The sequence below is a fragment of the Desulfovibrio sp. ZJ746 genome (assembly GCF_011039155.1).
In the GTDB taxonomy this organism is placed as follows: Bacteria; Desulfobacterota; Desulfovibrionia; order Desulfovibrionales; family Desulfovibrionaceae; genus Desulfovibrio.
On sequence record NZ_JAAKEK010000001.1, the window covers coordinates 220,132 to 242,274 of the forward strand.

Genomic DNA, 22,143 nt, shown 5'->3' on the forward strand with positions numbered 1-22,143 from the left:
CCGGGCGCCGGCCAAGACCGCTACTCGCGTAGACCGCCGACTGGCGCAGGGCTGCCGCGCCGCCCGCAGGGGACGGCCGGTGGTGGAAGTATCCCCGGGATTCAGAGAGTGGCGCCCACGGCGCGGGGCGGAGCCTGGGAAAGGGGCAGCATGCCGCGCAGATGGCGCCTTGGAGGCAGATCAGGTCGCTGGGGCGCAAGGGCGGCAAAAAAGACAGGCGGATGCGGCAGCCGAGGCCGGGCGCTCAGGGCCGTGCCCGCCGCATGGAGATGGGCGAAGGCATGGCGCTGGCGCTGCTTGCTCGCCTGGCGCAGGGTCACCACCACGGCGGAGCCCACGGCGAGCGCCCCGGCCGTGACCGAAGGCAGCCGGTCGCAGCCCAAGCGCGGCAAGGGCGTAGAGCGGCCGCCGGACACGAGCAGCAGCACGGCCAAAACCGTGCTGACGCCGCAGGTCAGCAAAAAGCGCGGGCGCATGGAGGGGCTGGACAGTGGTGCCGACGGCATGGGCGAAGCCTTTTTCTGTTGCAGGGCGGCGCCATTGCAAGGGCAGGCCGCCTCTTTCCATGTATCCAACGCTACAGGGGCGGCTCTTTCTTGTCAATATTGCTGCGGAAAAAGCGCTAAGCCATGGGGAGGACAGTTGCGCGTAGTCCTGTTTGAGCCGGAGATCCCGCCCAATACGGGCAATGTGGCGCGCCTCTGCGCGGGCTTCGGCGTGGAATTGCACCTCGTGGGCAGGCTCGGCTTCTCGCTGGAAGATCGCTACCTCAAGCGCGCGGGCCTCGATTACTGGCCGCATGTGCGCCTTTTCGTCTGGCCCGGCTGGGGCGCCTTCGCGCACCGCCCGGGCCGCAGCCGGCTTGAGCGCTGGATCCTGACCACGGCCAAGCGCAAGGCCACTCCGTTGCAGGATTTCGCCTTCCAGCCGGAAGACGCCCTCATCTTCGGTCGCGAAACGCGGGGCCTGCCCGACAGCCTCTTCGCCGCTTCGCCGTGGCGGGTGCGCATCCCCGTGCGCAGCATGGAGGAGGGCGGGGTGCGCAGCCTCAACCTCTCCACCGCCGCGGGCATCGTGCTCTTCACGGCCCTCACGGCAAGCGGCCTCATCGGCCCGGGACAGGCACGGCCGTGAGCGGCTTCTTCCCCGCGTGGGCCGTCCTGCCGTGGTCGGCCTGGGAGTGCTGGTGGCTCGCGCCCTGCGCTCTTGCGCTCGACCTCATGTTCGGGGACCCGGCCTTGCCGTGGCCGCATCCCGTGTGCCTTGTGGGCAAGTGCCTCTCCCGGCTGGAAGGCCCGGCGCGCCGTTTCGGCGGTGCGGGGCCGCGCGCGCCCTTGCGGCTCCTGCTGGCGGGCGCGATGGCGCTCCTCCTGCTCTGCGCGGGCACGGGCGCGGCCGTGTGGCTGCTGGTCTCGCTGCCGGCGGCGGGGGGGCTCCTGGCGCTCTATCTGGCCTGGGCCGGCCTCGCCATGGGCTCGCTCGTGAGCATCGGGCGCGAAGTGGCGGAAGCGGTGGAGGAGGCGCCCCTCCCGGAGGCGCGCGCGGCGCTCTCCCGACTGGTGAGCCGCGACGTGAGCGCCCTTGAGCGGCTCATGCTCCGCAAGACGCTGGCCGACACGCTTTCGGAAAATTTCACGGACGCCTTTCTCGCGCCGTGGTTCTGGCTGCTCGTGGGCGGGCCTGTGGGCCTGTGGGTCTACAAGGCCGTGAGCACGGGCGATTCCATGTGGGGCTATCTCAACACGCGCTGGCGCTGGCTCGGCTGGGCGCCGGCGCGCGCCGACGACGCGCTGGCTTTCGTGCCCGCCCGGCTTTCCGTGCTTGCCCTGCGCCTGGCGGACGCCGCGGCGCGCCCTATCCCTTCCCGGCGCGCGTGGCGCGGCTCCTGGCCCGGGCTCTCCGTGGTCGCTCGGCAGGCGAAGGGCATGCCGAGCCCCAATTCCGGCTGGTCCATGACGGCCTGCGCGTGGCTGTGCGCTGGCCGCATGGCCGGGCCTTCCGTCTATTTCGGCGAGCTCGTGGTCAAGCCCTGGCTCGGGCCCCCGGAGCGGGACGCCGCCCCCTGGGATGCCGCCCGCATCCGGGCCTTGATCGCCCTCGAGCAGTGGGGGGCGGTGTGCGGCGCCCTCGCGCTCTGGCTCGCGTGCCTCGGCATGCGACTTCTTTTCTGAGGCGCCGCGCTTGCGGGCGGGCGCGGTCCCGTGCTAGGGATAAGGTTCCCTTGCAAAGCGGGACTGCGAGAGCCGGACCAAAGGCCAGAGTACAGGATGGAACAGAACCACCACAGCGCGAACATCGCGGCCATCTTCATCCGCCGCCCGGTGGCGACGGTGCTGCTCATGCTCGGCATGCTGTTCTTCGGCATCACGGGCTACCGCTCGCTGCCGGTGAACCAGCTCCCCAATGTGGACTTCCCCACCATTTCCGTGCTCGCCGACCTCCCCGGCGCGGACCCGGAGACCATGGCCGCCTCTGTCGCCACGCCGCTGGAAAAGGAATTCTTCACCATCGCGGGCATTGACTCCATTTCTTCCATCAACGCCACGGGCCGCACGCGCATCACCATCCAGTTCGCCCTTGACCGCGACATCGACGCCGCGGCCCTCGACGTGCAATCGGCCATCGGCCTCGCGCAGCGACGCCTGCCCACAAGCATGACCACGCCGCCGAGCTTCCGCAAGGTGAACCCGGCGGACTTCCCCATCCTGTTCCTGCGCCTGACCTCCAAGACGCTCCCGCTCTACCAGCTCAACGAATATGCGGACACGCTCATCGGCCAGCGCCTTTCCATGGTGGAGGGTGTGGCGCAGGTGCTCGTGTTCGGCCAGAAGAAATATGCGGTGCGCGTGCAGCTCGACCCGGACGCCCTCGCCACGCGCGGCCTCGGCATCGACGAGGTGGCGGACGCCGTGGCAGCGGCCAATTCCATGCTGCCCACGGGCAGCCTCGAGGGCGCGCAGAGAAGCGTGGCCATCAAGTCCTCTGGCCAGCTTTTCGACGCCAAGGCCTTCGAGGAGACCGTGGTGGCCTACCGCAACGGCGCGCCCGTGCGCCTGCGCGAGATCGGCACCGTGGTGGATAGCGTGCAGCAGGACAAGCAGCTCGCCTGGGGCGGCGCCGAGGACGTGGGCATCATGCTCGGCATCGAGCGCCAGCCCGGCGCCAACACCGTGCAGGTGGTGGACTCCATCAGGAAGATCCTGCCGAGCCTCGAGCGGCAGCTCCCGCCCTCGGTCAACTTGGTGATCTTCAACGACCGCGCCGAATCCATCCGCGAATCCGTGGCGGACGTGAAGTTCACGCTGGTGCTCACGGTCTTCCTCGTGGTGCTCGTCATCTTCCTCTTTCTGCGCAACCTGCCGGCTACCATCATCCCGTCCTTGGCGCTGCCCATGTCGGTCATTTCCACCTTCGCGGTCATGGCGGTCATGGGCTACAGCCTCGACAACCTCTCGCTCATGGCCCTGACGCTGGCCGTGGGTTTCGTGGTGGACGACGCCATCGTCATGCTCGAGAACATCGTGCGCCACCAGGAGATGGGCAAGAGCCCGCTCCAGGCGGCCTACGACGGCTCGGCCGAGATCGGCTTCACCATCGTTTCCATGACCGTCTCGCTGGCGGCGGTGTTCATCCCCGTGCTCTTCATGGGCGGCATCGTGGGCCGGCTCTTCCGCGAATTCGCCGTGGTCATCATCACGGCCATCCTGTGCTCCGGCGTGGTGTCGCTCACGCTCACGCCCATGCTCTGCGCCTATTTCCTCAAGGCCGGCGGCGGCCACAAGGCGGGCTACGAAGGCCTGTACGGCAAGCTCGAGCGCATGTTCGACGCGCTGGCGCACGGCTACGCGCGCTCGCTGGACTTTGTGCTCGGGCACCGTTTCGCCACGCTGCTGGCGTCTTTCGTGCTGCTGGGGCTGACCGCGTGGCTCGCCATCCTCGTGCCCAAGGGCTTTTTGCCCTCCGAGGACATGAGCTTCCTCGTGGCGAGCACCGAGGCGGAGCAGGGCATCTCCTACGAGGGCATGGTGGAGGCGCAGCACAAGCTCGACCCCATCCTCGAGAAGGAGCCGGCGCTCGCCATGTTCAATTCCGTGGTGGGCATCGTGGGCTCGAGCCAGAGCATCAACAACGGCAACCTGCTCATGGCCCTCAAGCCGCCGAGCGAGCGCGAACCCATCGAGGACGTGGCCCAGCGCCTGAGGCGCGAGCTCAACGTCTCGCCGGGGCTTAGGGTCTTCGTGCGCGTGCCCCCGGCCATCAATATCGGCGGCCGCGCGGCCAAGGCGCTCTATCAGTACACCATGTTCGGCCCGGACATCGAGGCGCTCTACGACAGCGCGGAAAAGGTGGAGAACGCCCTGCGCGCGCTGCCGCAATTGCAGGACGTGAACAGCGACCTCCAGCTCAAGAACCCGGAACTGCGCGTGCGCATCGACCGCAACCGCGCCGCGGCCCTGGGGGTCTCGCCGCAGCAGATCGAGCTCGCCCTGCAATCGGCCTACGGCTCGCGCGAGATCTCCACCATCTACGCGCCCACCAACGATTACAAGGTCTTTGTCGAGCTGGAAAAACGCTTCCAGCAGGATACGTCCGCGCTGTCGCGCCTCTATGTGCGCGCGGCGGACGGCACCCTGGTGCCGCTCAGCACCCTCGCCAGCATGGAGCCGGGGGTGGGGCCCATCGCCGTCAACCACAACGGCCAGTTCCCGGCGGTGACGGTTTCGTTCAACCTGAGGCCCGGCGTGGCCCTGAGCGAGGGCGTGGCCGCGGTCAACGCCGCCGTGGCGCCGCTTCTGCCGGACTCCGTCACCGCCGAGTTCCAGGGCACGGCCCAGGCCTTCCAGAGCTCCCTCGAGGGCATGGGCTGGCTGCTCTTCCTCGCCATCGTGGTGATTTATCTCGTGCTCGGCATCCTCTACGAAAGCTTCATCCACCCGCTGACCATCCTCTCGGGCCTGCCGGCAGCGGGCTTCGGCGCGCTCTTCACGCTCTGGATCTTCGGCATGGAGCTCAACCTCTATGGCTTCGTGGGCATCATCATGCTGCTCGGCATCGTCAAGAAAAACGCCATCATGATGCTCGACTTCGCGCTGGAGGCGCAGCGGCGCGACCCGGACATCTCGCCGCTCGCGGCCATCACCGAGGGCTGCCACGTGCGCTTCAGGCCCATCATGATGACCACCATGGCCGCGCTCATGGGGGCGCTGCCCATCGCCATCGGCATCGGCGCCGGGGCGGACGCGCGCCGCCCGCTCGGCATGGCCGTGGTGGGCGGGCTCTGCTTCTCGCAGGTGGTGACGCTCTACATCACGCCGGTCTATTACTACTACATGGAGCGGCTTTCGCAGCGCCTGCGCCGCGCGGACCCCACGGGCCACCCGGGTCACTCGGGCCAGGCCGGGCGCGCCTCCGGAGGCGGCGAGGCCGCGGCGGGCGCGCGTTGACAGCGCCCTCCGGCGGACCTACCTTTGCGGGGAGAATGCCGGCGGATCTCCGCCGGAGAAGGAAGGAGAGATCATGCCCCTGAGCAGCGTTGAAGAGGCCGTTGCCGACATCCGGGCCGGCCGGATGGTCATTCTCGTGGACGACGAAGACCGGGAGAACGAAGGCGACCTGACCATGGCCGCCGAGCATGTGACGCCCGAGGCCATCAACTTCATGGCGAAGTTCGGGCGCGGCCTCATCTGCCTGCCGCTGGCGCCGGAACTGGTGGACAAGCTCGGGCTGCCCATGATGACCCAGCGCAACGGCTCGCGCTTCGGCACCAATTTCACGGTCTCCGTTGAGGCGCGCGAGGGCATCACCACCGGCATTTCCGCGGCCGACCGCGCCACCACCATCAGGACGGCGGTGGCGGACGGCGCCCGGCCCGAAGATCTTGTCTCGCCGGGGCACGTCTTCCCCCTGCGCGCCAAGGCCGGCGGCGTGCTCGCGCGCACCGGCCAGACCGAGGGCAGCGTGGACCTCGCCCGCCTCGCCGGCCTCAAGCCCGCGGCCGTCATCTGCGAAATCATGCGTGACGATGGCACCATGGCGCGCATGCCCGACCTCGAGGTGTTCGCCAAGGAGCACGGCCTCAAGATCGTGGCCGTCAAGGACATCATCCGCCACAAGCTTGAGCGCGGGCAGGTCTCCGTCAGGCGCGACGCCACGGCGCATTTGCCGAGCATGTACGGCGACTTCACCGTGCACGCCTATGAGAGCGAGATGGAGCCGGGCACGCACCTGGCGCTCGTCAAGGGCGACATCAGCGGCCCGGAGCCCGTGCTCGTGCGCGTGCACAGCCAGTGCCTCACGGGCGACGCCCTGGGCTCCCTGCGCTGCGACTGCCGGGGCCAGCTCGGCGCGGCCCTGCGCCAGATAGAGAACGAGGGCCGGGGCGTTTTGCTCTACATGCGCCAGGAGGGGCGGGGCATCGGCCTCGCCAACAAGATCCGCGCCTATGCCCTGCAGGACCAGGGCTACGACACCGTGGAGGCCAACCGCATGCTCGGCTTCCCGGATGACCTGCGCGACTACGGCACCGGCGCGCAGATGCTGGTGGACCTCGGCATCCGCAAGGTGCGCCTTTTGACCAACAACCCCAAGAAGATAGTGGGCCTTTCCGGCTATGGCATCGAGATCGTGGAGCGCGTGCCCATCGAGATCGACGCCTGCCCGGAAAACGAGGCCTACCTGCGCACCAAGAAGGAAAAGATGGCGCACCTGCTCAACGGCATCCGTTGCCACTGAGCGCGCCCGCGCCGCGCATTTCGCCCCGGGCGTCCACATGCGGAGCGCCCGGCCCTGCGGAGGGATGGCAGAGCGGCTGATAGCGGTGGTCTTGAAAACCACTTGGGGTTCACGCCCCACGGGGGTTCAAATCCCTCTCCCTCCGCCACAAATTTATTCAATGAAGTCCTTTTTGGTGGCTAACCATCCGAAAGGACTTCTTTTTTTCATCTTAGTTTGTACGTTTTCGTGTCGCGTTGTGTATCCTTAAGTGTACCCATCCAGCTGACAATGTGTTCTTTAATGTGTATCTTCGGCTCAGGGATTAAGGCTTAAAGATACACATCTGAAAAGTACACAGTCCAGGAGTAAGGCATGCCACGCCCTGAAAATTTGCTCACGTCCACACAGATTAAGGCAGCCCTTAAAAAAGGGGAGCCTGTGAAACTGAGAGATGGAGGCGGCCTATTTTTTTCAGTGTCTGAAAAGAACAAGGGTATCTGGTTTGTGCGCGGACGGCTTAATGGCGTTCCGAAGAAACGAGTCTTGGGCCATGAGGACATGACTCTGGCCGAGGCCAGGACTTTAAAAATTGAGGAGAAAAAGTTACTCAAAGCGGGAGTTGATTCCATTGCCGAAAAGAAGGCACTCTGGAAGAAAACGGAGTATGAAGAGCGAACCTTTGGGATGATTGCGCAGGAATGGCTAGAGTTTTGGAAAAATGATAAAGATGATAAGACTATCCAATCTACTATAGGTAGGATGAACAAGCATATCCTCCCGAGTTTAGGCAAAATTCCATATAGCAAACTTAACTTTACCGATTTAAAAAATACTTGTCTAAAAATTGCTAATTCTGGACATAGGGAGATGGCTAATAGAGTAGGTACAATCATCAATCAGGTATGCCGTTTCGCAAAAATTAATGGCTATCATCAATACAATATCGCAGAAGATCTACCTAGACTATTTCCCAAGCCCAAAAGAGATATAAATTTTGAAGGGTTCCCTGCCATCACTGATAAGGTTGGCGTTGCAGAAATGCTACAAAAAATAACAAAATACGTTGAGCTTGGAAAATGCTCACCTCATATGGGTGCAGCACTCCTCTTGTTCCCCAAGGTGCCGCTTCGAGCATCATCAATGCTGATGTCTGAGTGGAAAGATATAAATTTTGAAACTATGGAATGGCGTATCCCAGCAGAGCACATGAAGGGAGAAATAGGAAAACGAAAGGATTTTATAATCCCTCTATCAAAACAAGTATATGAAATATTGTTAAATCTTTCCAACTTCTCTATTAGCAAATATGTATTCCCGTCTGGGCGAAAAAGTGGACATTTATCTATAGAAGGCGTAAACAAGTCCCTTCATATGGCTGGAATACCTAAAGGTAAAATGTGTATTCACGGTTGGCGAAAGGTTTGGGGCTCACTTGCCCGTGAATATGGTCTTCCTGATAAACTGGTAGAGCGTGGACTCGCTCACTCTTCTGGATCTGCTGTAGAGAATGCCTATAATAGAGCTCAGTATAAAGAGGTAATGAGGTACGTTTTTCAATGGTGGTGTGATACACTTGATGCATTAGAAAAAAATGATAAAGTTCCACCTCTAGTATTAAAAACAGAAATTGCTTATTCTTGATAACGAAGGTGGTATATGAAATTTAAATACGCTAAGGCTAGACAACAAGGGATGCATAATTTTAATAGACATAGTACCCCTGTTGACTATGTAACAATGCGGAACCTTCAGGAATATCCAAATCCTCCAAAGGAATATCAAGATAAATTTGAGCGCATAGAGCCGCAGAAATTTAATCAAGAAGATTCGGAAAGAATATTTGTATATGGAGAATATTTAAAAAGAAAATTTTATTTAGATTGCTATTATACAAGTATAAAACCAAAAAAAAATTATAGATATACAAGAAATATATTTAATTCAAATGAGGAATGTAGAAATTACATAGAAAATATTTTTATTTTAAACGAAGATAAATTAAATTTTGATATAAAGAAAATATATGGGAAGGATAAATTTATTTGTTCCTTTGAGCGGTTCGGATATAATATTTATAAAACAATTGAGTCCTATTTTCATATTAGCATTGATAAAATAAGAAAATTTATATCAAATCCAGAAGAATACTCTCATTCCAAGTATATAACGGATGATGATATATTTTTCTTAAAAAATTTAAATCCAATAACTGACTATTACTGTGAAAGGATTTTATATAATGTTCAACCTTTATCGATGTATAAACCATATAATATTAAATATCAAGAAAATAAATTTAGTAACACATTAAGAATTATTAATAATGTATTAGATTCAAATTTAGATGACGGATTTTTAATGCTTTATAAATACATAATAGATAAATATTCCCTTTATATGACCGATCTATTTAAATTAACAAGTATTGATAATATTATCTGTAATCATTATACAATACAAAATTTATCTCACTTCTTTTTTATACCTATTAAAATAAATGATGATGAGTTCATAAGAGAATTAATTAATATTAATACTGATGAGATTAACCATAACATTAACATAGACATAAAATTAATAAGTAATTTAGATTCCTTACAAATAGCGAATTACGTATATGGAACCCTGCTAAATGCGCTTTTTTTCTATAAGGAAAATAAGGAAATGACATATTCAATGAATGAGATAGCTTATTTTATTAAAATGATAGACTCTAAAAATAAGCATAATAAAATTACATTTAATTCAAGAATTCATGGATTATATATTTGGGATCAAAAATATATATATAATAAACAATCAATACGTAGTATTAGCATAAATTTTATTAAAAAATTTATGCAACAAGACGAAGGAACTGAAGACGCAAAAATCAAATATCTTTTTAGATGTTATAATGGTACGTTAAATAGTATTGAAATGAAATCTTTTTGTCAATTAAAGTAAGTCTATATATTTCTGCTTATTTTTAATATATATAGTCCTAGTGGGGTAGTCACAACTACCCCACTAGGACTTTTTTAATCGTCCATGCTCTCCTTGATTACTTGCAACACGGCAATGGCCACGGGAATCCACGTAATCATAGCTTCCTCCTAGGTTTTCAGCGGCACGGGATGCGCCGCATGGTTTTCGGTTTCGGTCGGCAGCCAAGGCGCATGAGCCCGTTCAGCCACCCAGACCCACGGCAGAAATCGAGCGGTATGGTCATCGCTCCACCCCCTTGAGCAACGCCCCCTGCAATAGGCCGAACACCGCAGGGGCAAGCTCAGACAGCTCAAAGATGACCTTGCTCGTCCGAGGCAGGAGCGTCAGGATGAGAGGCAGCCGGATACCTATGCCGTACACCTCCATACCGAGAGCCCGCATCCTGCTGAGGGCGGTATGACACGCTGGAACGTTGTCGGGCCTGCCATCCGTGATGAGAATGACGATTTTTCGTTCCTCCTTTTGCGCGTAGAGGGTTTGCAAGACGTACCAAAGGGCTGGGGCAAGCGGCGTTCCCCCTATGCCTTCCACTCCAAATTGGGTTGTGACCTTTTCACCGTGGCGCACGAGCGGCTTGACGCCATCCTCTCCCCGGTCGGTGATTGCCGGAAAGGCCGTGACTGCGGCATTGACACCCTTGATGGGCTCCAGAGCCTTGGCCACGGCATAGCAGCACTGCCGAGCAAGCTGGATGGGAACACCAGACATACTCCCACTACAATCAAGCAAGACATGAACGGCGGAGTTTTGCCCCGGTTGATTATCCTCTCGCCTGAAGACCCGTGGGTTTGCGGAACTCAAACGGTACAGCTTGTGGTCGTCCAGCTTGCCTCGTCTGCCCATTGCCACATGCCGGAGCTCGTGTGCCTGGAGGAGCCCTTGGAGCCGCTTCCTGAGCGCGATGGAGCAGCGCAACGCCCGCTCTATTTCTTCAGGAGCGAGCTCGGTGACGACCCGAAAGCCGGGTGTGGCAACCGCTACACCGCCGCCAGCCGGCGCTGAAGCTCCCGCGTCTGCGAGTTCCGCAGCGATGCGCTCCCCAAAGTTCCGGAGCAGACTGTCCTCGTCCAAGGTGTCAAGGAACGCGCCCAAATCAACGGCTCCGTTGCCCCCCTCACCGGCTTCATCACCTCCTTCGCCGGTTCCTGTATCCGCAACCTGCTGTGCTTCGCCTTCAAGGGCAGAGCAGACAGGCTGCTCCGTCTTTGTTGCCGAATCGCCGCCGTCATCTTCTCCGGCAGAGGCCGAGGCGTTAGGCGCTGGGTCTTGCCTATCCTCCTTTTCAGGCTCTTCAGATTTGGTGGCAGAGGCGGTGGGGGCTTGGTGCCCTCCCTGCTCCTTGCCGTTTTGTTTTTGGCCACCACCTCCTTGGTGTCCCTTTGCCGGTTCCTCAGGCTGAAATGCCCGGATGATTTCGACCAGTTCCCTAGCGGCTTCGAGGGCCGCAGCCGTGTCCGGGCAATCATGGCACACCCGGTCGAGCACCGCGTCCAGCTTTTCAGCCAGACCCGGATACGCCTCCTCCACTTGTGCGCGCGTGCGTGTGCGAGGGCCATTGACCTCGGCCACGTCCCATGAGCGTACCGTCAGCAGGACATAGCTCAAGACGGCGAGAGCCGGGGATTTCTCCCCGGCTCCCGTGTCCACTTCCTCAACGAAGAACCGCCGTATCAACCAGTCCAGGTTTTGTCGGCATCCAGGGTATATTGCAGAGATGCGGCGCTCCACGCGCCAGTCCTCAATGGCGTTGCACAGGTAGCGCGTTGACTTGTCCAGACCGGGTTGCCGAATGACGCCGAAGTCCGAGTGCCGGATATGGGCGGATTCGTGGTCGATATAGCCCTTGGCCAGCGCCAGTGCTGTTTTGCCACAGTCAACGGGGAGCGCCGGGATGCGGATTATCTTGCCATTCGTACAAGCTTCGTAGCCGCCGATTTGCACTTGCACGCCGTAGCGGTCTCCCAGCACCGAAGCCAGTAATGGCAGACAGTTGATTACGTCCTTGTTCTGGATCATGGCATCACCACAGCCCCATGCTGGGAATATCCATGCCATTCGCGGGCACGGGAAGCTCGGGCAGGACGGGCTCCGCATCGCTATCCGAACCCTTATTGTCTTCGGGCTGGCTGCCGTCTGTCCGGCTTTCTTCCTGTCCATCGATACCGTCCACGCCCCCAGACTCTGAGGACGATGTGGCCGGGGCTGTCTGTCCACCGGCCAGAAGCGCGTCCAGCACCGTGGCCGGGCCGTAGCCCTCGATGAGCTTCTGGGCGTGCAGGACAAGGGCCTTGCTGTCCGAGAGCAGGCAGACCAGCCCCTGAAGCAGGAGCAGGTCCGTGCCCGTTATCGTGCCCTTGGCGGGCATCCGGCCAAGGGCGGCCTTGATGATGTCGGCCACAGGCGCGACATGGGGCTCCACGAAGGAGAGGCCCACCAGCTTTCCATGCAAAGTCCTGAGCGGCGAGAGCGCCTTGTGGGTGACTTCCGTCTTGCCCATATAAACGCGCCGCCATATCTCCTGCGCGGACTTGGCCACCTCCGAGAAGAGCGTACCACCAAGCCCTGTCACCTCGTCGGCGAGCCCGGCTTCCAGCACGGCGTTTTCATCCGCATGGCTTTCCAGCGGGGCCACCTTGTAGAGCTGCCAGCGGAACCCCATGCGACCGCGCACATAGTCCGAGGAAACGACCGAATTGCGGATGATTGACGCCCATTCCTGATGCTTGGCGATCCACGCTTCCAGCGAGGTGTCGTAGGCCGCGAGGAAGTCCTCCTTGGCGGCGCGGAACTCGTCCCGGATGCTGATGAGCTCGGCCACGATGTCCCCGGCCTTTTCTTCGGGAATGGCCCAGCCGGACATGAAGCGCACGCCGTGCCGGTCAAGGAAGGTGAAGGCGCGGGACTTGAGGGTCGAAAAGATGCGCAGGCTTTCCGGGTCAGCCACACGCTTGGAGCCGAGGGAGGCGAGGTCTTCGGGCGGCAGTTCAGCGCCGCCCAAGTCCTCGGGGGTCATCTTCTTGCGGGCCGACCAGAGGCTGATGTCGAGGTTGACGGCCAAGAGGTTGTCCAGGATTTGGATGTCGGAGTGCAGAATGTTGTTCATGTGATTCTCCTTTTTTAGGCGGCTTTGGCTTCGGGGAGGCTGAGGACGAAGATGACGCGGATGTCCGCGTCGTCCGCATCGGAATGGTACTTGAGCTGCGCGAGGCACCCCGCGTCCTTCCACCTGGCAACGGACATGGGGATGGTCTGGCCCACGGGCACAGGGAAGACCTTGCTTGCGCGACCCAGCTCCCGCACCGGGATGCACACGTTGGCGGGCGACATGGCCTGTTTTTCGCCCTTGGCGGCGTTGGTGGTTATCTGGTCGTAGGCCGGGACTTCCAGATTGGCGGGGCAGGCCACGCTGGTGGAGCTGCCGTCCGGGAGGGCCACGGAAAGGCGGTAGCCCTGACCTTTTTCCTCATTCACCGTGAGCGTAGCGACGCCCTTGCTCTTGCAGAATCTCACGAGCAGGGCGGCTTCCTGCGCTCCCAGAAGCACGGCCTTGTCCTTCCTCGGAAACGAGGGCTTGGGTGCGCCCTTTTCCTGCACGAGCGCGAGGCGGCGTTCATAGTAGCCGTTGCCATCGCAGCCGATGACGGCCAGCTTCTTCTGCTTGGGCGGCAAGATGAGCAGGATGTGGGCGGTGGCCTCCCACGCCTCGTTCTTGCCGGCATAGAGGGCGGCGTCCCTGAGAGCATGGCCCAGCGAGAGGGCATTCACTCGAACCTGATAGGACATGGGGAATCTCCTTGAGATTTTGGTTTAAATGTTGGTGAGGGCTTCAACGATAACGTAGCCCTCACGGAGTTTCTTGCCCGCTCGGTATTGCAACTCCTTGCGCGGGTCGTTCTCACGGCACTTGTCCTTGGCGAAGAAGCGGCTCTGGTTGACGGCATGGGTGCGCCCAAAGGCGATACGCAGTCCCTCCGGCACGATGGAACCGATCCAGTCCTTTGACCGGGAGCCTTCAGACGTCATCGTGGTTTTGCGGAGGTACAGGCGCACATCCTTGTCCTGCGGGACGGCAGCAAGCCTCGTCGTCAGGAAGCGGACGCCATTTGCGCCTGTGAGGGTGTCGCCGCTGTCCGGGCTGACAGTCTCCTCCGGCTGTTCGCCGCCATGCTGCGGGAACATACGCTGGGCAAGCTCGTGGAGCATGGCGCGGGTTTCCGCCGAAGCGCGATAGCCCAATGCCCGGTCGAGGGCATAGGTCACGGGCTGGATGCCCTGTCGCGCGAGTGGCTGGAAACGCAGGGTGAGGTCAGCCCAGCGCAAGAGGCTGCGCGTTGAGAACGTGACCTCAATGCTTGTGCCGAAACTGCCGCCGTCCTCCCCCATGAAGAGCTTGCGGACTTCGTTTGCGAAGTTCACCATCGTGGCGCAGAGGGCTTCGGGAAGCTGCGTGAAGCGTTCCCCGAGCAGGCACTTTTCGACTTCGGGAGCGGGATAGCCGAGCTCGCAGAGCATGAATCGGTCGGCAAAAGCCAGATTCTGTCGCTGCACGCCCTGATAGAGGCCCGTGTCGTCGCCACCGCCGTTGGTGTTGGCGGTGGCCACGAAGCGGAACCCGGCATGGGGAGCGATGAGTTCGCCGCCATTCTCGGCGATGCAGAGGGGTGAGCCGTCGAGTATGCCATTGAGACCGGCGGCCACTTCCGGGGAGGTGAGGTCAATTTCGTTCAGGAGGAAGAGGCCCCCATACCGCATGGCAAGCGCGAGCGGGCCGTACTCGAACACCATGTTGCCGTCCCTGACGCTCAAATGGCCCACGAGGTCGGCGAACTCGAGCCGCCCGTGGCCCGTGACTTCAAAGACGGGATAGTTGAGCCGGGCGGCCAGTTGCTTGATGCAGGAGGTCTTGCCGCAGCCCGTGGGGCCAAAGACGTAGAGCGGGTCGCGCGGGTCGAGGAACCAGACCACGAGGTCCCGGCTGGCCTCATGGAAGATGTAGCCGGGGTCGATGGCCGGCGTGTAGCTGGAGGGCGCGGCGTAGCCCCTAACGATTGTGCCGCTCTTTTTACCGCTGAATACCTGCCCCGCATCCAGTTCAACGGGTTGGAGGGCGGAGAGTTCTTCATGGATCATGTTCATGCTGGTCTCCATACGCAGACAGCCTCCGTTTGACGGGAGGCTGCCTGCGGGGTAAGGTTTCATGGTGGAGGTTGCTATGGCTCAGACGCAGATTTCCATTGACGCGGATATGCTTGCCCGCCTCGATGCCACGTCCTTGGCCAATTCCGTTTCCCGCGAGGAAGCCCTGCGGGAAGCTATCGACAATTATTGCGAGTATGACCGCTGGTTCAGGGCCAAGGTTGAGGAGGGGCGCAAGGCATATGAGGAAGGCAGATATGTCTCCAATGAGGAGGCAACGCGTATCGCTCAAGAGCGTTGTGCTGAACTTCGCAGAATGATGTCTGGTGGAAAATGACTAGCGTTATCTGGTCAATTCCTGCACTTGAAAGCCGGAATACGATTATTCGCTATATTTCCAGAGACAACCCGGAAGCAGCCATCGCGTTAGATAACGAATTTTCAAAAGCCATTGAGCGCATAGCGATGTTTCCTCAATCTGGCCGATTAGGTAGAGTTGAGGGCACAAAGGAAGTTGTGGTTCGCTCCAATTATGTCCTTGTCTATGAACAACGGAATGAGGACATCGTTGTCCTCATTGTCCTTCATACTGCCCAGCAATACCCTCCCGAGGACATCGGCTAGACAGCCTCGGAAAAGCTGATATATCGCCCCAGCTCCATATCAAAGGGATTTTCCCAGAAGCCGCCGCGCAACTCGGTGTCGTCGTAGTCCTCGCCGATACGGATGAAGCGGAAATCCTCATACGGCAGCTCCGACATGAGCTTCTCGATGAAGTCCACCTCGGGGAAGTGCGCCGGGTCATCGTCGTACCACTTGAGGTAGTCCCAGTACCACGCCTCATGGCCGCTTTCCTCGTCCTTGGCGTGCTTGTCCGCGTAGTCAAAGAACTCCCGGACGCGCTTGCGGACTCCTTCGCCGAGTTCAGGTGACGCCAGCCTATTCTCCAGGGTCTCAACCCCGTGCCTGGTCAGCGCCAAGCCCACATCAGACCGATAGCCCATGATTTCCTCCTGTCACTGTCAGTTGATCGCGTTGACGGTAAGCCTCGAAGAAGGCGCACCTGCCCGCTCATGGCGGGCAAGCAGCGCGTCCACGTCGATGTCGTCCATGTGCTCCGAATAGAAGATCGCCGCCAGCTCTTCCTTGAGCGTGTCGCGGTTGAGTACGCTGCGCCCGGCTATCTCGCTTACCCTGAAACGATGCCCGCCGGTATTGATCCAGTCCTGCGTGCCCGCGAGCTGGTGCGCCACCTTGAGGACGGCTTCAAGCTCCTTGATTTCGCCATCCAATTCGGAGCGGCGCTCTTTGAGGTTTTCCAGCTTATCGAGCGCCGGCTCCCATTGCGGCTGGCTTGCCCCTTGAGGAAACTTGGGGCAGTCCCCGTTGAACTGGCAGCTCGTGCAGAGGGGATGAAAGCCCGTGGCGTGCGGAATGTCGGACAGGGCAGCCCGTCCTTCCTTGACGCCGGAAAGCAAAGCCCAATACTCATGCGCTTGCTCCCTGAGCCTCTCCAGCGCGTGAGCGTCCCACAGATACGGCCCAAAGGCTCGTGCGTATCGCATCGACACGCAGAGCAGCCAGCCCTCGATGGATACTTTTTCGGGGTTATCAGGGAGGTTCAGCCCCAGTTCACGGCGGCACAGCTCCGGGAAGCCTACCTTCTCATGCGCAATAGAGCCATCCTCCCGCCTCAGCGTGAATCTCGGGGCATCCCACAGCTCATCCAGCATTGCCACCTGTCCCATGACCTGCCGCTCGTGGGCCTCGTAGGGCTCTTTTGGCAGCGTCTCCATGCTCTTGATTTCGAGCACGCGCACGGCAGGCTTGGGCTTTTCCCAGACGAGGGCGAGGTCAAGATGCGCCCGGATGGGGACACCGGCATAGCTGTCGCTGATTTCCACCTGCCGCATGAAGCTCAGGCCCGCTGCCGCCAGCGAGCCAGCGATGCCATCCTCGAACCAATGCCCGCGCTGGAGCGTGAGCAGGCGCTCCACCGTCGTGTCGGCCTCAGCCAACTTTCCTGCCACAGCCGCACGGGGGCAGTCCGCATAGCGAGCAATGTCGCTCATGCCCAGATAAGCCGAGCGGTCGCCAAGCTGAGCTTCTGTCTGTTTTTGCCCATGAAGCTCAAGGCCCCGCCGGAGAACCTCCAGCAGGGCCTTTTCGCGTCCAGTCTCACACATGTCAGCCTCCTAAACGGCGTCCGCGTATTTCCACCAATACTTCCGCTGGGCGTTCCACCGAAAACCCAGGCCAGAGAGAATCTCCTTCTTGGGCTGGGTGTTGCCGCTGGCCACGATGCACTCACGGCCATCCTGCGCCGATACGCGCTGATAGGTGACGCCCTCCAGCGCCGGAAGTTCCGCAGGCTCCTGAGCAGCCTCCTGTCGATTGCCAGCCAGCCTCCGAGGCGTTTGTGTACGTGTCGAGCCGCCCTTCCTGCCACAGGCTGCTTCACCGTCATCGTCTTCCGTGACAAGCCCGAGCATCGCCGTGAGCGCATACCGGCGAGCGTAGGTAATGGCGCTCCCCATGCCCTGCGGGTCGGCCTTGGGGAGCGGCACGACGGCGATGGAGCTCTGCCACTGGCCGGATTCCGTATGCGTGAGCTTGGTCATCAGGCCGATGGCTCCGGGCGTATCCACGGGCACCGGGCACTGACACATCCATATGCCGTTTTCGAGCAGCGCCTCACGGCTCGCGGCCATGACCGAGTTGAGGGTGGCGTACTTGGACTTCGTGAACGGATTTGTGGCGTCCTTGGCAGCGGGCAGCAACTGCCGCTGCACATTGAGCAGGGCCTTTGCCAATTTCGTAGTGTCCTGCGAGTTCATCTCCTGCATGGTTCCTCCGATTTTGCTTGCTAATTATTCTTCTCGAACAGGAAATCTGCTCCCCTGTTCAAAGAAGTAATATAGCTGCGAATACGGATGAAACACATTGTTCCTACTTGCTTGGTGCACGCGCACAGGCGCACACTGATATTTACGAAGATTGTTATTCATTCTTTTTGTTATGCAAAGTATAAACTTTATCGCAAAAATAAACTCCTGATATTTTCTACATTTTTCAAAATAAAAACCTGATACTCCCTGTGTTGAGTCATCAACATTTTCCCCGCTTAATTGGTAATATCCTAATTAATATATTCTAGTAGATATGCCATATATAAAATATATAAATCATTCTACAATAAATAAAAAATATAGAAACTACTCAATTAAATTCTCTACTACATTTTCCATCCCAGTATCCTATGTAAAATAAAAATGAGGTACACTATAGCTTGGATGAGTAGTACAACAGAAACGAACATTAACAAGACCAAGGAGAAAATAATGGAAACGACTATTGAAGAAACGTATCGTGGTTATCGAATCAACACAGGTGAAAATAACAACCTTCCTTGTAATATCAAAACTTTAGACCAGTATATTGATATACTAGAGTACATGGAAAAGATGCACTCAAGAGTTCTTTCCGTGAGATTAGACATACACACACCTATCGATAGCGAAGTTCCTCTTAGAAAGAAAATGACACGTATCCTTGAATCAACAAAAAGGAACCTAGAGAGCAAGAATAATAGTAATAACAAAGTAGATATGCACTATGTCTGGACGGCTGAGAGAACAGCACAGGCTGCAAAAGAGCATGTCCACCTGGATATATTGGTAAACGGGAATATAACCAAAAACGGATATGGGATATTCAAGACTCTTGAGAAAGTTGTAAAACGTCAGATTCCTGATGCGAATGATGGACTTGTTGAGTTTTGTAAGAGCAACGGTGAGAAGGGCATATTCATCGACAGAAATGACCCTCATGTTGAGGATAAACGCAACGAGGCCACCTACGCAGCAAGCTATCTAGCTAAGGCGAGCAGCAAGGAATACAAAGCCAAGGGTGCACGGTTTTCCTCAGCTTCACGACTTCCTTCAAATTGGCGCTAGACACCACTCCTCCACCTTCGACCCTAAAGGAGCAATATGAAAAAGGAACATCCGCTCATCACTTCCCTTCGTGAAAGCCTCCCTGCTGTTTTCACTCGCGATGTTGCCGCCAAGCATCTTGGTGGCCTTCTTACTGCAAAGACACTTGCTAACTACGATGCCAGAGGCGTTGACCCATGTGTAAAGGAGCGTATTGGGAAGAAGGTACTGTATCAGCGCGAGGATTTTCTGGGCTGGCTCGAATCCCGCTTTACTAGCGATGCCTAATTTCAATCAATAAATTACTTTGGGGGTATGGTATGCTGAGGAATATCCCGAAGCATAACCATACCTCCCAAAAGGAGTAGGAATGAAAAATCGAACTGCGTTTATTCAAGTAGCTGAGGATGAGGTCTTGCGTGGCAAGCATGACTGGATCATCAATACCCCAGCCAACTTAGAAGATTCCATCATTCAGGGGATGCCTTACCGCTCCATATACGCTTATTCTAACCCTCCGAACCCCAATGAGCCTGCTCCTTTTATTTTTGGCGACCTTTGGATTGTGACCACCGACCACCAGGATCGCAGGGACGCGCTTGAGGCCATGCGGCGTATCGTCGAAGGGATCATAGCCATGCACAGCGACATCGATCCGGGGATGCTTCGGTACTATCTCGACTCAGGAGGCTCGGTCTATCTGCGTATTCCTGCGCCCGTCTTTGGCGGAGATTGCGGTGTCCCGCTGCTCCCACTTTACCATCGCCAAATGGCTGACAGGCTAGTCCGCTACCAAGATGAACCCAGAGCCAAGATGGCTACCTGCACGAGGCTGAGTTGTTTCGAGCCGCCTAAGCTGGTAGGCTTCAATGTACGCGAAGACACCTATTCCCTCAATAGGCCGTTCATGTTTCTTGAGCCTGGCATCAATCACGGCGATAATTTTACCGTGGAAGTCGACTACAAATCGTTTATGAACATGTATCCCGCAGATTTGTGGTCAAGCGTGGAGCAAGGAAGACAATTTCCTGTCGATTCTGTCGCGCCTCAGATTACGAGCCTTCATCGGGTTTATGACGCCATCATGTTCGCCCGGTGTGAGCTACTCGCTCCAAATATACGCAAGGAGTCCGTGACCAAGTGCCCATTTTTCAAATCCTGCATGGCACACCCGGAAAATGTTGACGAGAAAAAACAGAAACTCCTCTTCGGGCTGCTTGCACCGCTTGGCAAGGAAGGAATGAAAATGGCCCAAGAATGGGGTCAGAAAGTGCTTGGAGCCACAGAGTCGGCCATCAGGGTGGCTTTTATTGAAGCCATGCAGGAACGAAGGCTCGTCACCTGTGCCGAGATTGCCCAACTACATGGCTGTGATGGAAGCTGCGGCGCCCATGCCCCCTATGACTTGGAGGAAAAAGAGCAGGCTGGCGCAGCTTTGATGGAGCATTTTCAGGAACGCCAGAATGGCCTGTTCTACTCCCTCAAGGGTTGGGATATGGAAGGTCACGATGAAGCTTGGGTCTGTAGCCCCATTTTCTCAACGGCCAGGGTCTGCAATGCTGAGGGCACTGGGTGGTCACGAGAAGTCAAGGTGAGGGCTCCTGATGGTAAATACCACCAGTTTACCATTCCGCTGAGAGAGTGCATGTCGCCCAATGTCGATACGCTGCTCGGAGTGTTGTGTGAGCATGGGCTAGAGTTGGCCCCGCATAAACATGCGGGCGCCTTGCTCAAACTCTATTTTCGAGAAGCATCTCCTGCCCGTATCAAGGTCGGCGTGAAATCGCTCGGGTGGGTCGGCGATTGCTATGTGCTCCCAGATATTGTCATCGGCCATTATGACAAAAAACCTGAGTACCTTGGCGAAATTGGGGCCTTTCAGGTCTCTGGCACGCTTGAGGACTGGATCTCGCGCATCGGCTGCTACTGCGTGGGAAATCCCTTGCCCATGCTCGTGGTGCAATACGCCCTAACTGCGATTTTACTTGGACGCTGCGGCCAAGAGGGCGGTGGGCTTCATCTCTATGGGCCTTCCTCGAGCGGAAAATCCACGCTGGCTCTAGTCGCGGGTAGCGTATGCGGCGGTAAGCCGGGCAAGGGCTATCTGACCCAGTGGCGAAGTACCGCTAATGCGCTGGAAAGTACCGCCGCCAGGCACAACGACGGGCTCCTTGTCTTGGACGAAATCGGCGAAGCCACGAGCGACACGGTATTCCAAGCCATTTACATGCTTACCAATGGTCAGGGCAAGGAAAGGCTCCGGGCAGATGCCACTGCTAAAAAAGCATTTCAGTGGCGGCTAAATTACATGTCCACGGGTGAGGTTCCCACAGGGGAGAAAATCGAGGCTGGAGGACGCCACAAGGTCATGGCCGGACAAGAAGTTCGCACTATCAACCTGCCCGTGCTCGGCCCAAACGGAGAAAACGTATTCAAAAGTCTGCACGGCTTCCGCTCGCCTGCGGCTTTGAGTGAGCACCTTAAGCGTGCGTCCAAGGAAGCTTACGGCACGTTGCTCCGGGCCTTCATCGCCGCTCTCTGTGGGGCCAATCCTGCTGAGCTTCATGCCAACGTCGAGGAAATTACTCAGGACGCGCGGCGCTTCGTGGAGCGGGTAAGCCCGAAAGAGGGCGTGGGGCAAATCCACCGAGTTGCTATCAAATTTGGCTTGATTGCTGCTGCCGGTGGCTTTGCAGCCCGTCATGGGCTTTTGCCGTGGTCTCCCGAAGACGCTGCAAAGGTCGCTGAGGAGTGGTTTGCGATTTGGATGGAAAAACGCGGTGGCACGGGCAATCTGGAAGTGGAAAAAGCGATCAAAGCCATTCAGGATGAATGGGCGCTCCGCAGGGAAAGCAACTATCACAATCTTGACAATTACGGGGACGGCTCGCGCTACCCGGAACTCCACGGTTATTATTGGAAAAAGGATGGCGAAGTGGAGTTTTTCATCAAGGCCGAGATTTTTACCAAGCTCGTGGGGTGGGTCAACCGCAATGAACTACTTGATACCATGAGGGAGCGCGGGATGTTGCTTACTACAAAGGAAGGAACCATCATGGTCACGAAGTCCATCGGCGGCCAGAACATCCGAGGCTTTGGGTTCCGACCAAGCGCATGGCTTGGGAAGGCGGAAGAAGTGGAAAAGCCGAATCAGGCTTTAGATAAGCCCTTCAATCCGTATGATCCCAATCCAGGCAATGTGTTTTGACGTAGGATAGGTAAGGAACTCCGCCGGACTCACCCGGCGGAGTTCCCAAGGGTTAAGCCTGAACGGGCTGTTGTGCGCTGTGTGCGGTGTGCGTTGCACGAAGGGCAGGAAGTGAGGCAACGGAAAGGGGACATTGGGAGGCGCACAAGCGCACGGCGCACA

18 protein-coding genes, 1 tRNA gene and 1 pseudogene are annotated in these 22,143 nt (G+C 57.5%); 12 read left to right on the forward strand and 8 right to left on the reverse strand.

The genetic code is table 11. The annotated features are described in order from the left end of the window. Positions 1-101 precede the first annotated feature (101 nt). Positions 102-506 carry a hypothetical protein gene (locus G7Y54_RS01065; protein WP_165075893.1) on the reverse strand — a complete coding sequence of 135 codons (405 nt, stop codon included), beginning with the start codon at positions 504-506 and terminating at the stop codon, positions 102-104. Between the two features lie 136 nt (positions 507-642). Here G7Y54_RS01065 and G7Y54_RS01070 point away from each other — a divergent pair, with 136 nt between their 5' ends. The 7 genes from G7Y54_RS01070 to G7Y54_RS01100 all read left to right on the forward strand — a co-directional run bounded on the left by G7Y54_RS01070 (position 643) and on the right by G7Y54_RS01100 (position 9,660). Beyond that, complete coding sequence (locus tag G7Y54_RS01070) at positions 643-1,134, forward strand: tRNA (cytidine(34)-2'-O)-methyltransferase (protein WP_165075896.1); 492 nt, start codon at positions 643-645, stop codon at positions 1,132-1,134. After that, on the forward strand, positions 1,131-2,171 hold the full coding sequence (locus G7Y54_RS01075) for a CobD/CbiB family cobalamin biosynthesis protein (RefSeq protein ID WP_241159315.1): 1,041 nt from the start codon (positions 1,131-1,133) through the stop codon (positions 2,169-2,171). The genes G7Y54_RS01070 and G7Y54_RS01075 overlap by 4 nt, the downstream gene beginning before the upstream one ends. Before the next feature lie 96 nt (positions 2,172-2,267). Beyond that, positions 2,268-5,444 (forward strand): efflux RND transporter permease subunit, encoded by a 3,177-nt coding sequence (locus G7Y54_RS01080; RefSeq protein WP_165075899.1) that lies wholly within the window; start codon positions 2,268-2,270, stop codon positions 5,442-5,444. Between the two features lie 73 nt (positions 5,445-5,517). Further along, positions 5,518-6,732 (forward strand): bifunctional 3,4-dihydroxy-2-butanone-4-phosphate synthase/GTP cyclohydrolase II, encoded by a 1,215-nt coding sequence (locus G7Y54_RS01085; RefSeq protein WP_165075905.1) that lies wholly within the window; start codon positions 5,518-5,520, stop codon positions 6,730-6,732. Positions 6,733-6,790: 58 nt separating this feature from the next. Further along, positions 6,791-6,880 (forward strand) — tRNA-Ser (locus tag G7Y54_RS01090). Between the two features lie 206 nt (positions 6,881-7,086). Next, positions 7,087-8,355, forward strand: coding sequence for an integrase arm-type DNA-binding domain-containing protein (locus G7Y54_RS01095; protein ID WP_165075926.1), 1,269 nt, complete (start codon positions 7,087-7,089; stop codon positions 8,353-8,355). A gap of 15 nt (positions 8,356-8,370) precedes the next feature. Continuing rightward, a complete protein-coding gene (locus tag G7Y54_RS01100) occupies positions 8,371-9,660 on the forward strand; it encodes a hypothetical protein (RefSeq protein ID WP_165075931.1) in 1,290 nt (429 codons plus the stop codon). A gap of 261 nt (positions 9,661-9,921) precedes the next feature. On the opposite strand, the gene G7Y54_RS01105 is transcribed toward G7Y54_RS01100, so the two are convergent. From G7Y54_RS01105 to G7Y54_RS01120, 4 genes and pseudogenes are all read right to left on the reverse strand, one after another. Next, positions 9,922-11,718, reverse strand: coding sequence for a VWA domain-containing protein (locus G7Y54_RS01105; protein WP_165075935.1), 1,797 nt, complete (start codon positions 11,716-11,718; stop codon positions 9,922-9,924). 4 nt (positions 11,719-11,722) lie between these two features. Then, positions 11,723-12,805, reverse strand: coding sequence for a DUF3150 domain-containing protein (locus G7Y54_RS01110; protein ID WP_206214869.1), 1,083 nt, complete (start codon positions 12,803-12,805; stop codon positions 11,723-11,725). A gap of 14 nt (positions 12,806-12,819) precedes the next feature. Further along, on the reverse strand, positions 12,820-13,485 hold the full coding sequence (locus G7Y54_RS01115) for a hypothetical protein (RefSeq protein ID WP_165075940.1): 666 nt from the start codon (positions 13,483-13,485) through the stop codon (positions 12,820-12,822). 387 nt (positions 13,486-13,872) lie between these two features. Beyond that, a pseudogene (locus G7Y54_RS01120) lies at positions 13,873-14,838 on the reverse strand (AAA family ATPase); the annotation flags it as partial. Between the two features lie 76 nt (positions 14,839-14,914). On the opposite strand from G7Y54_RS01120, the gene G7Y54_RS01125 reads away from it, so the two are divergent. Together G7Y54_RS01125 and G7Y54_RS01130 are read left to right on the forward strand one after the other, a co-directional pair. Beyond that, positions 14,915-15,175, forward strand: a complete 261-nt coding sequence (locus G7Y54_RS01125) for a ribbon-helix-helix protein, CopG family (RefSeq protein ID WP_165075985.1) — start codon at positions 14,915-14,917, stop codon at positions 15,173-15,175. Continuing rightward, positions 15,172-15,462, forward strand: a complete 291-nt coding sequence (locus G7Y54_RS01130; protein WP_165075989.1) for a type II toxin-antitoxin system RelE/ParE family toxin — start codon at positions 15,172-15,174, stop codon at positions 15,460-15,462. Before G7Y54_RS01125 ends, G7Y54_RS01130 begins: the two co-directional genes overlap by 4 nt. Here G7Y54_RS01130 and G7Y54_RS01135 read toward each other — a convergent pair. Genes G7Y54_RS01135 through G7Y54_RS01145 form a run of 3 tightly spaced genes read right to left on the reverse strand, consistent with a single transcriptional unit; the run spans position 15,459 to position 17,684 of the window. After that, a complete protein-coding gene (locus G7Y54_RS01135) occupies positions 15,459-15,842 on the reverse strand; it encodes a hypothetical protein (protein WP_165075992.1) in 384 nt (127 codons plus the stop codon). The two genes, G7Y54_RS01130 and G7Y54_RS01135, sit on opposite strands and share 4 nt — an antisense overlap. A gap of 18 nt (positions 15,843-15,860) precedes the next feature. Further along, the gene (locus G7Y54_RS01140; RefSeq protein ID WP_165075995.1) at positions 15,861-17,024 is read right to left on the reverse strand and encodes a GxxExxY protein; all 1,164 of its coding nucleotides are present in this window, start codon (positions 17,022-17,024) and stop codon (positions 15,861-15,863) included. A gap of 9 nt (positions 17,025-17,033) precedes the next feature. Continuing rightward, the gene (locus tag G7Y54_RS01145; protein WP_165075998.1) at positions 17,034-17,684 is read right to left on the reverse strand and encodes an ERF family protein; all 651 of its coding nucleotides are present in this window, start codon (positions 17,682-17,684) and stop codon (positions 17,034-17,036) included. A gap of 495 nt (positions 17,685-18,179) precedes the next feature. On the opposite strand from G7Y54_RS01145, the gene G7Y54_RS01150 reads away from it, so the two are divergent. The 3 genes from G7Y54_RS01150 (at position 18,180) to G7Y54_RS01160 (ending at position 21,981) form a co-directional block, all read left to right on the forward strand. Beyond that, on the forward strand, positions 18,180-18,794 hold the full coding sequence (locus tag G7Y54_RS01150; protein ID WP_165076001.1) for an inovirus-type Gp2 protein: 615 nt from the start codon (positions 18,180-18,182) through the stop codon (positions 18,792-18,794). A gap of 36 nt (positions 18,795-18,830) precedes the next feature. Further along, the gene (locus G7Y54_RS01155; RefSeq protein ID WP_165076008.1) at positions 18,831-19,061 is read left to right on the forward strand and encodes a DNA-binding protein; all 231 of its coding nucleotides are present in this window, start codon (positions 18,831-18,833) and stop codon (positions 19,059-19,061) included. A gap of 82 nt (positions 19,062-19,143) precedes the next feature. Continuing rightward, positions 19,144-21,981, forward strand: a complete 2,838-nt coding sequence (locus tag G7Y54_RS01160) for a DUF927 domain-containing protein (protein ID WP_165076014.1) — start codon at positions 19,144-19,146, stop codon at positions 21,979-21,981. The last annotated feature ends 162 nt before the right edge of the window (positions 21,982-22,143 follow it).

Coding starts and splice junctions, on each gene's coding strand:
- G7Y54_RS01065 (WP_165075893.1), bottom strand. CDS start 506: ATGCCGTCGGCACCACTGTCCAGCCCCTCCATGCGCCCGCGCTTTTTG.
- G7Y54_RS01080 (WP_165075899.1), top strand. CDS start 2,268: ATGGAACAGAACCACCACAGCGCGAACATCGCGGCCATCTTCATCCGC.
- G7Y54_RS01085 (WP_165075905.1), top strand. CDS start 5,518: ATGCCCCTGAGCAGCGTTGAAGAGGCCGTTGCCGACATCCGGGCCGGC.
- G7Y54_RS01095 (WP_165075926.1), top strand. CDS start 7,087: ATGCCACGCCCTGAAAATTTGCTCACGTCCACACAGATTAAGGCAGCC.
- G7Y54_RS01100 (WP_165075931.1), top strand. CDS start 8,371: ATGAAATTTAAATACGCTAAGGCTAGACAACAAGGGATGCATAATTTT.
- G7Y54_RS01105 (WP_165075935.1), bottom strand. CDS start 11,718: ATGATCCAGAACAAGGACGTAATCAACTGTCTGCCATTACTGGCTTCG.
- G7Y54_RS01110 (WP_206214869.1), bottom strand. CDS start 12,805: ATGAACAACATTCTGCACTCCGACATCCAAATCCTGGACAACCTCTTG.
- G7Y54_RS01115 (WP_165075940.1), bottom strand. CDS start 13,485: ATGTCCTATCAGGTTCGAGTGAATGCCCTCTCGCTGGGCCATGCTCTC.
- G7Y54_RS01125 (WP_165075985.1), top strand. CDS start 14,915: ATGGCTCAGACGCAGATTTCCATTGACGCGGATATGCTTGCCCGCCTC.
- G7Y54_RS01130 (WP_165075989.1), top strand. CDS start 15,172: ATGACTAGCGTTATCTGGTCAATTCCTGCACTTGAAAGCCGGAATACG.
- G7Y54_RS01135 (WP_165075992.1), bottom strand. CDS start 15,842: ATGGGCTATCGGTCTGATGTGGGCTTGGCGCTGACCAGGCACGGGGTT.
- G7Y54_RS01140 (WP_165075995.1), bottom strand. CDS start 17,024: ATGTGTGAGACTGGACGCGAAAAGGCCCTGCTGGAGGTTCTCCGGCGG.
- G7Y54_RS01145 (WP_165075998.1), bottom strand. CDS start 17,684: ATGCAGGAGATGAACTCGCAGGACACTACGAAATTGGCAAAGGCCCTG.
- G7Y54_RS01150 (WP_165076001.1), top strand. CDS start 18,180: ATGGAAACGACTATTGAAGAAACGTATCGTGGTTATCGAATCAACACA.
- G7Y54_RS01155 (WP_165076008.1), top strand. CDS start 18,831: ATGAAAAAGGAACATCCGCTCATCACTTCCCTTCGTGAAAGCCTCCCT.
- G7Y54_RS01160 (WP_165076014.1), top strand. CDS start 19,144: ATGAAAAATCGAACTGCGTTTATTCAAGTAGCTGAGGATGAGGTCTTG.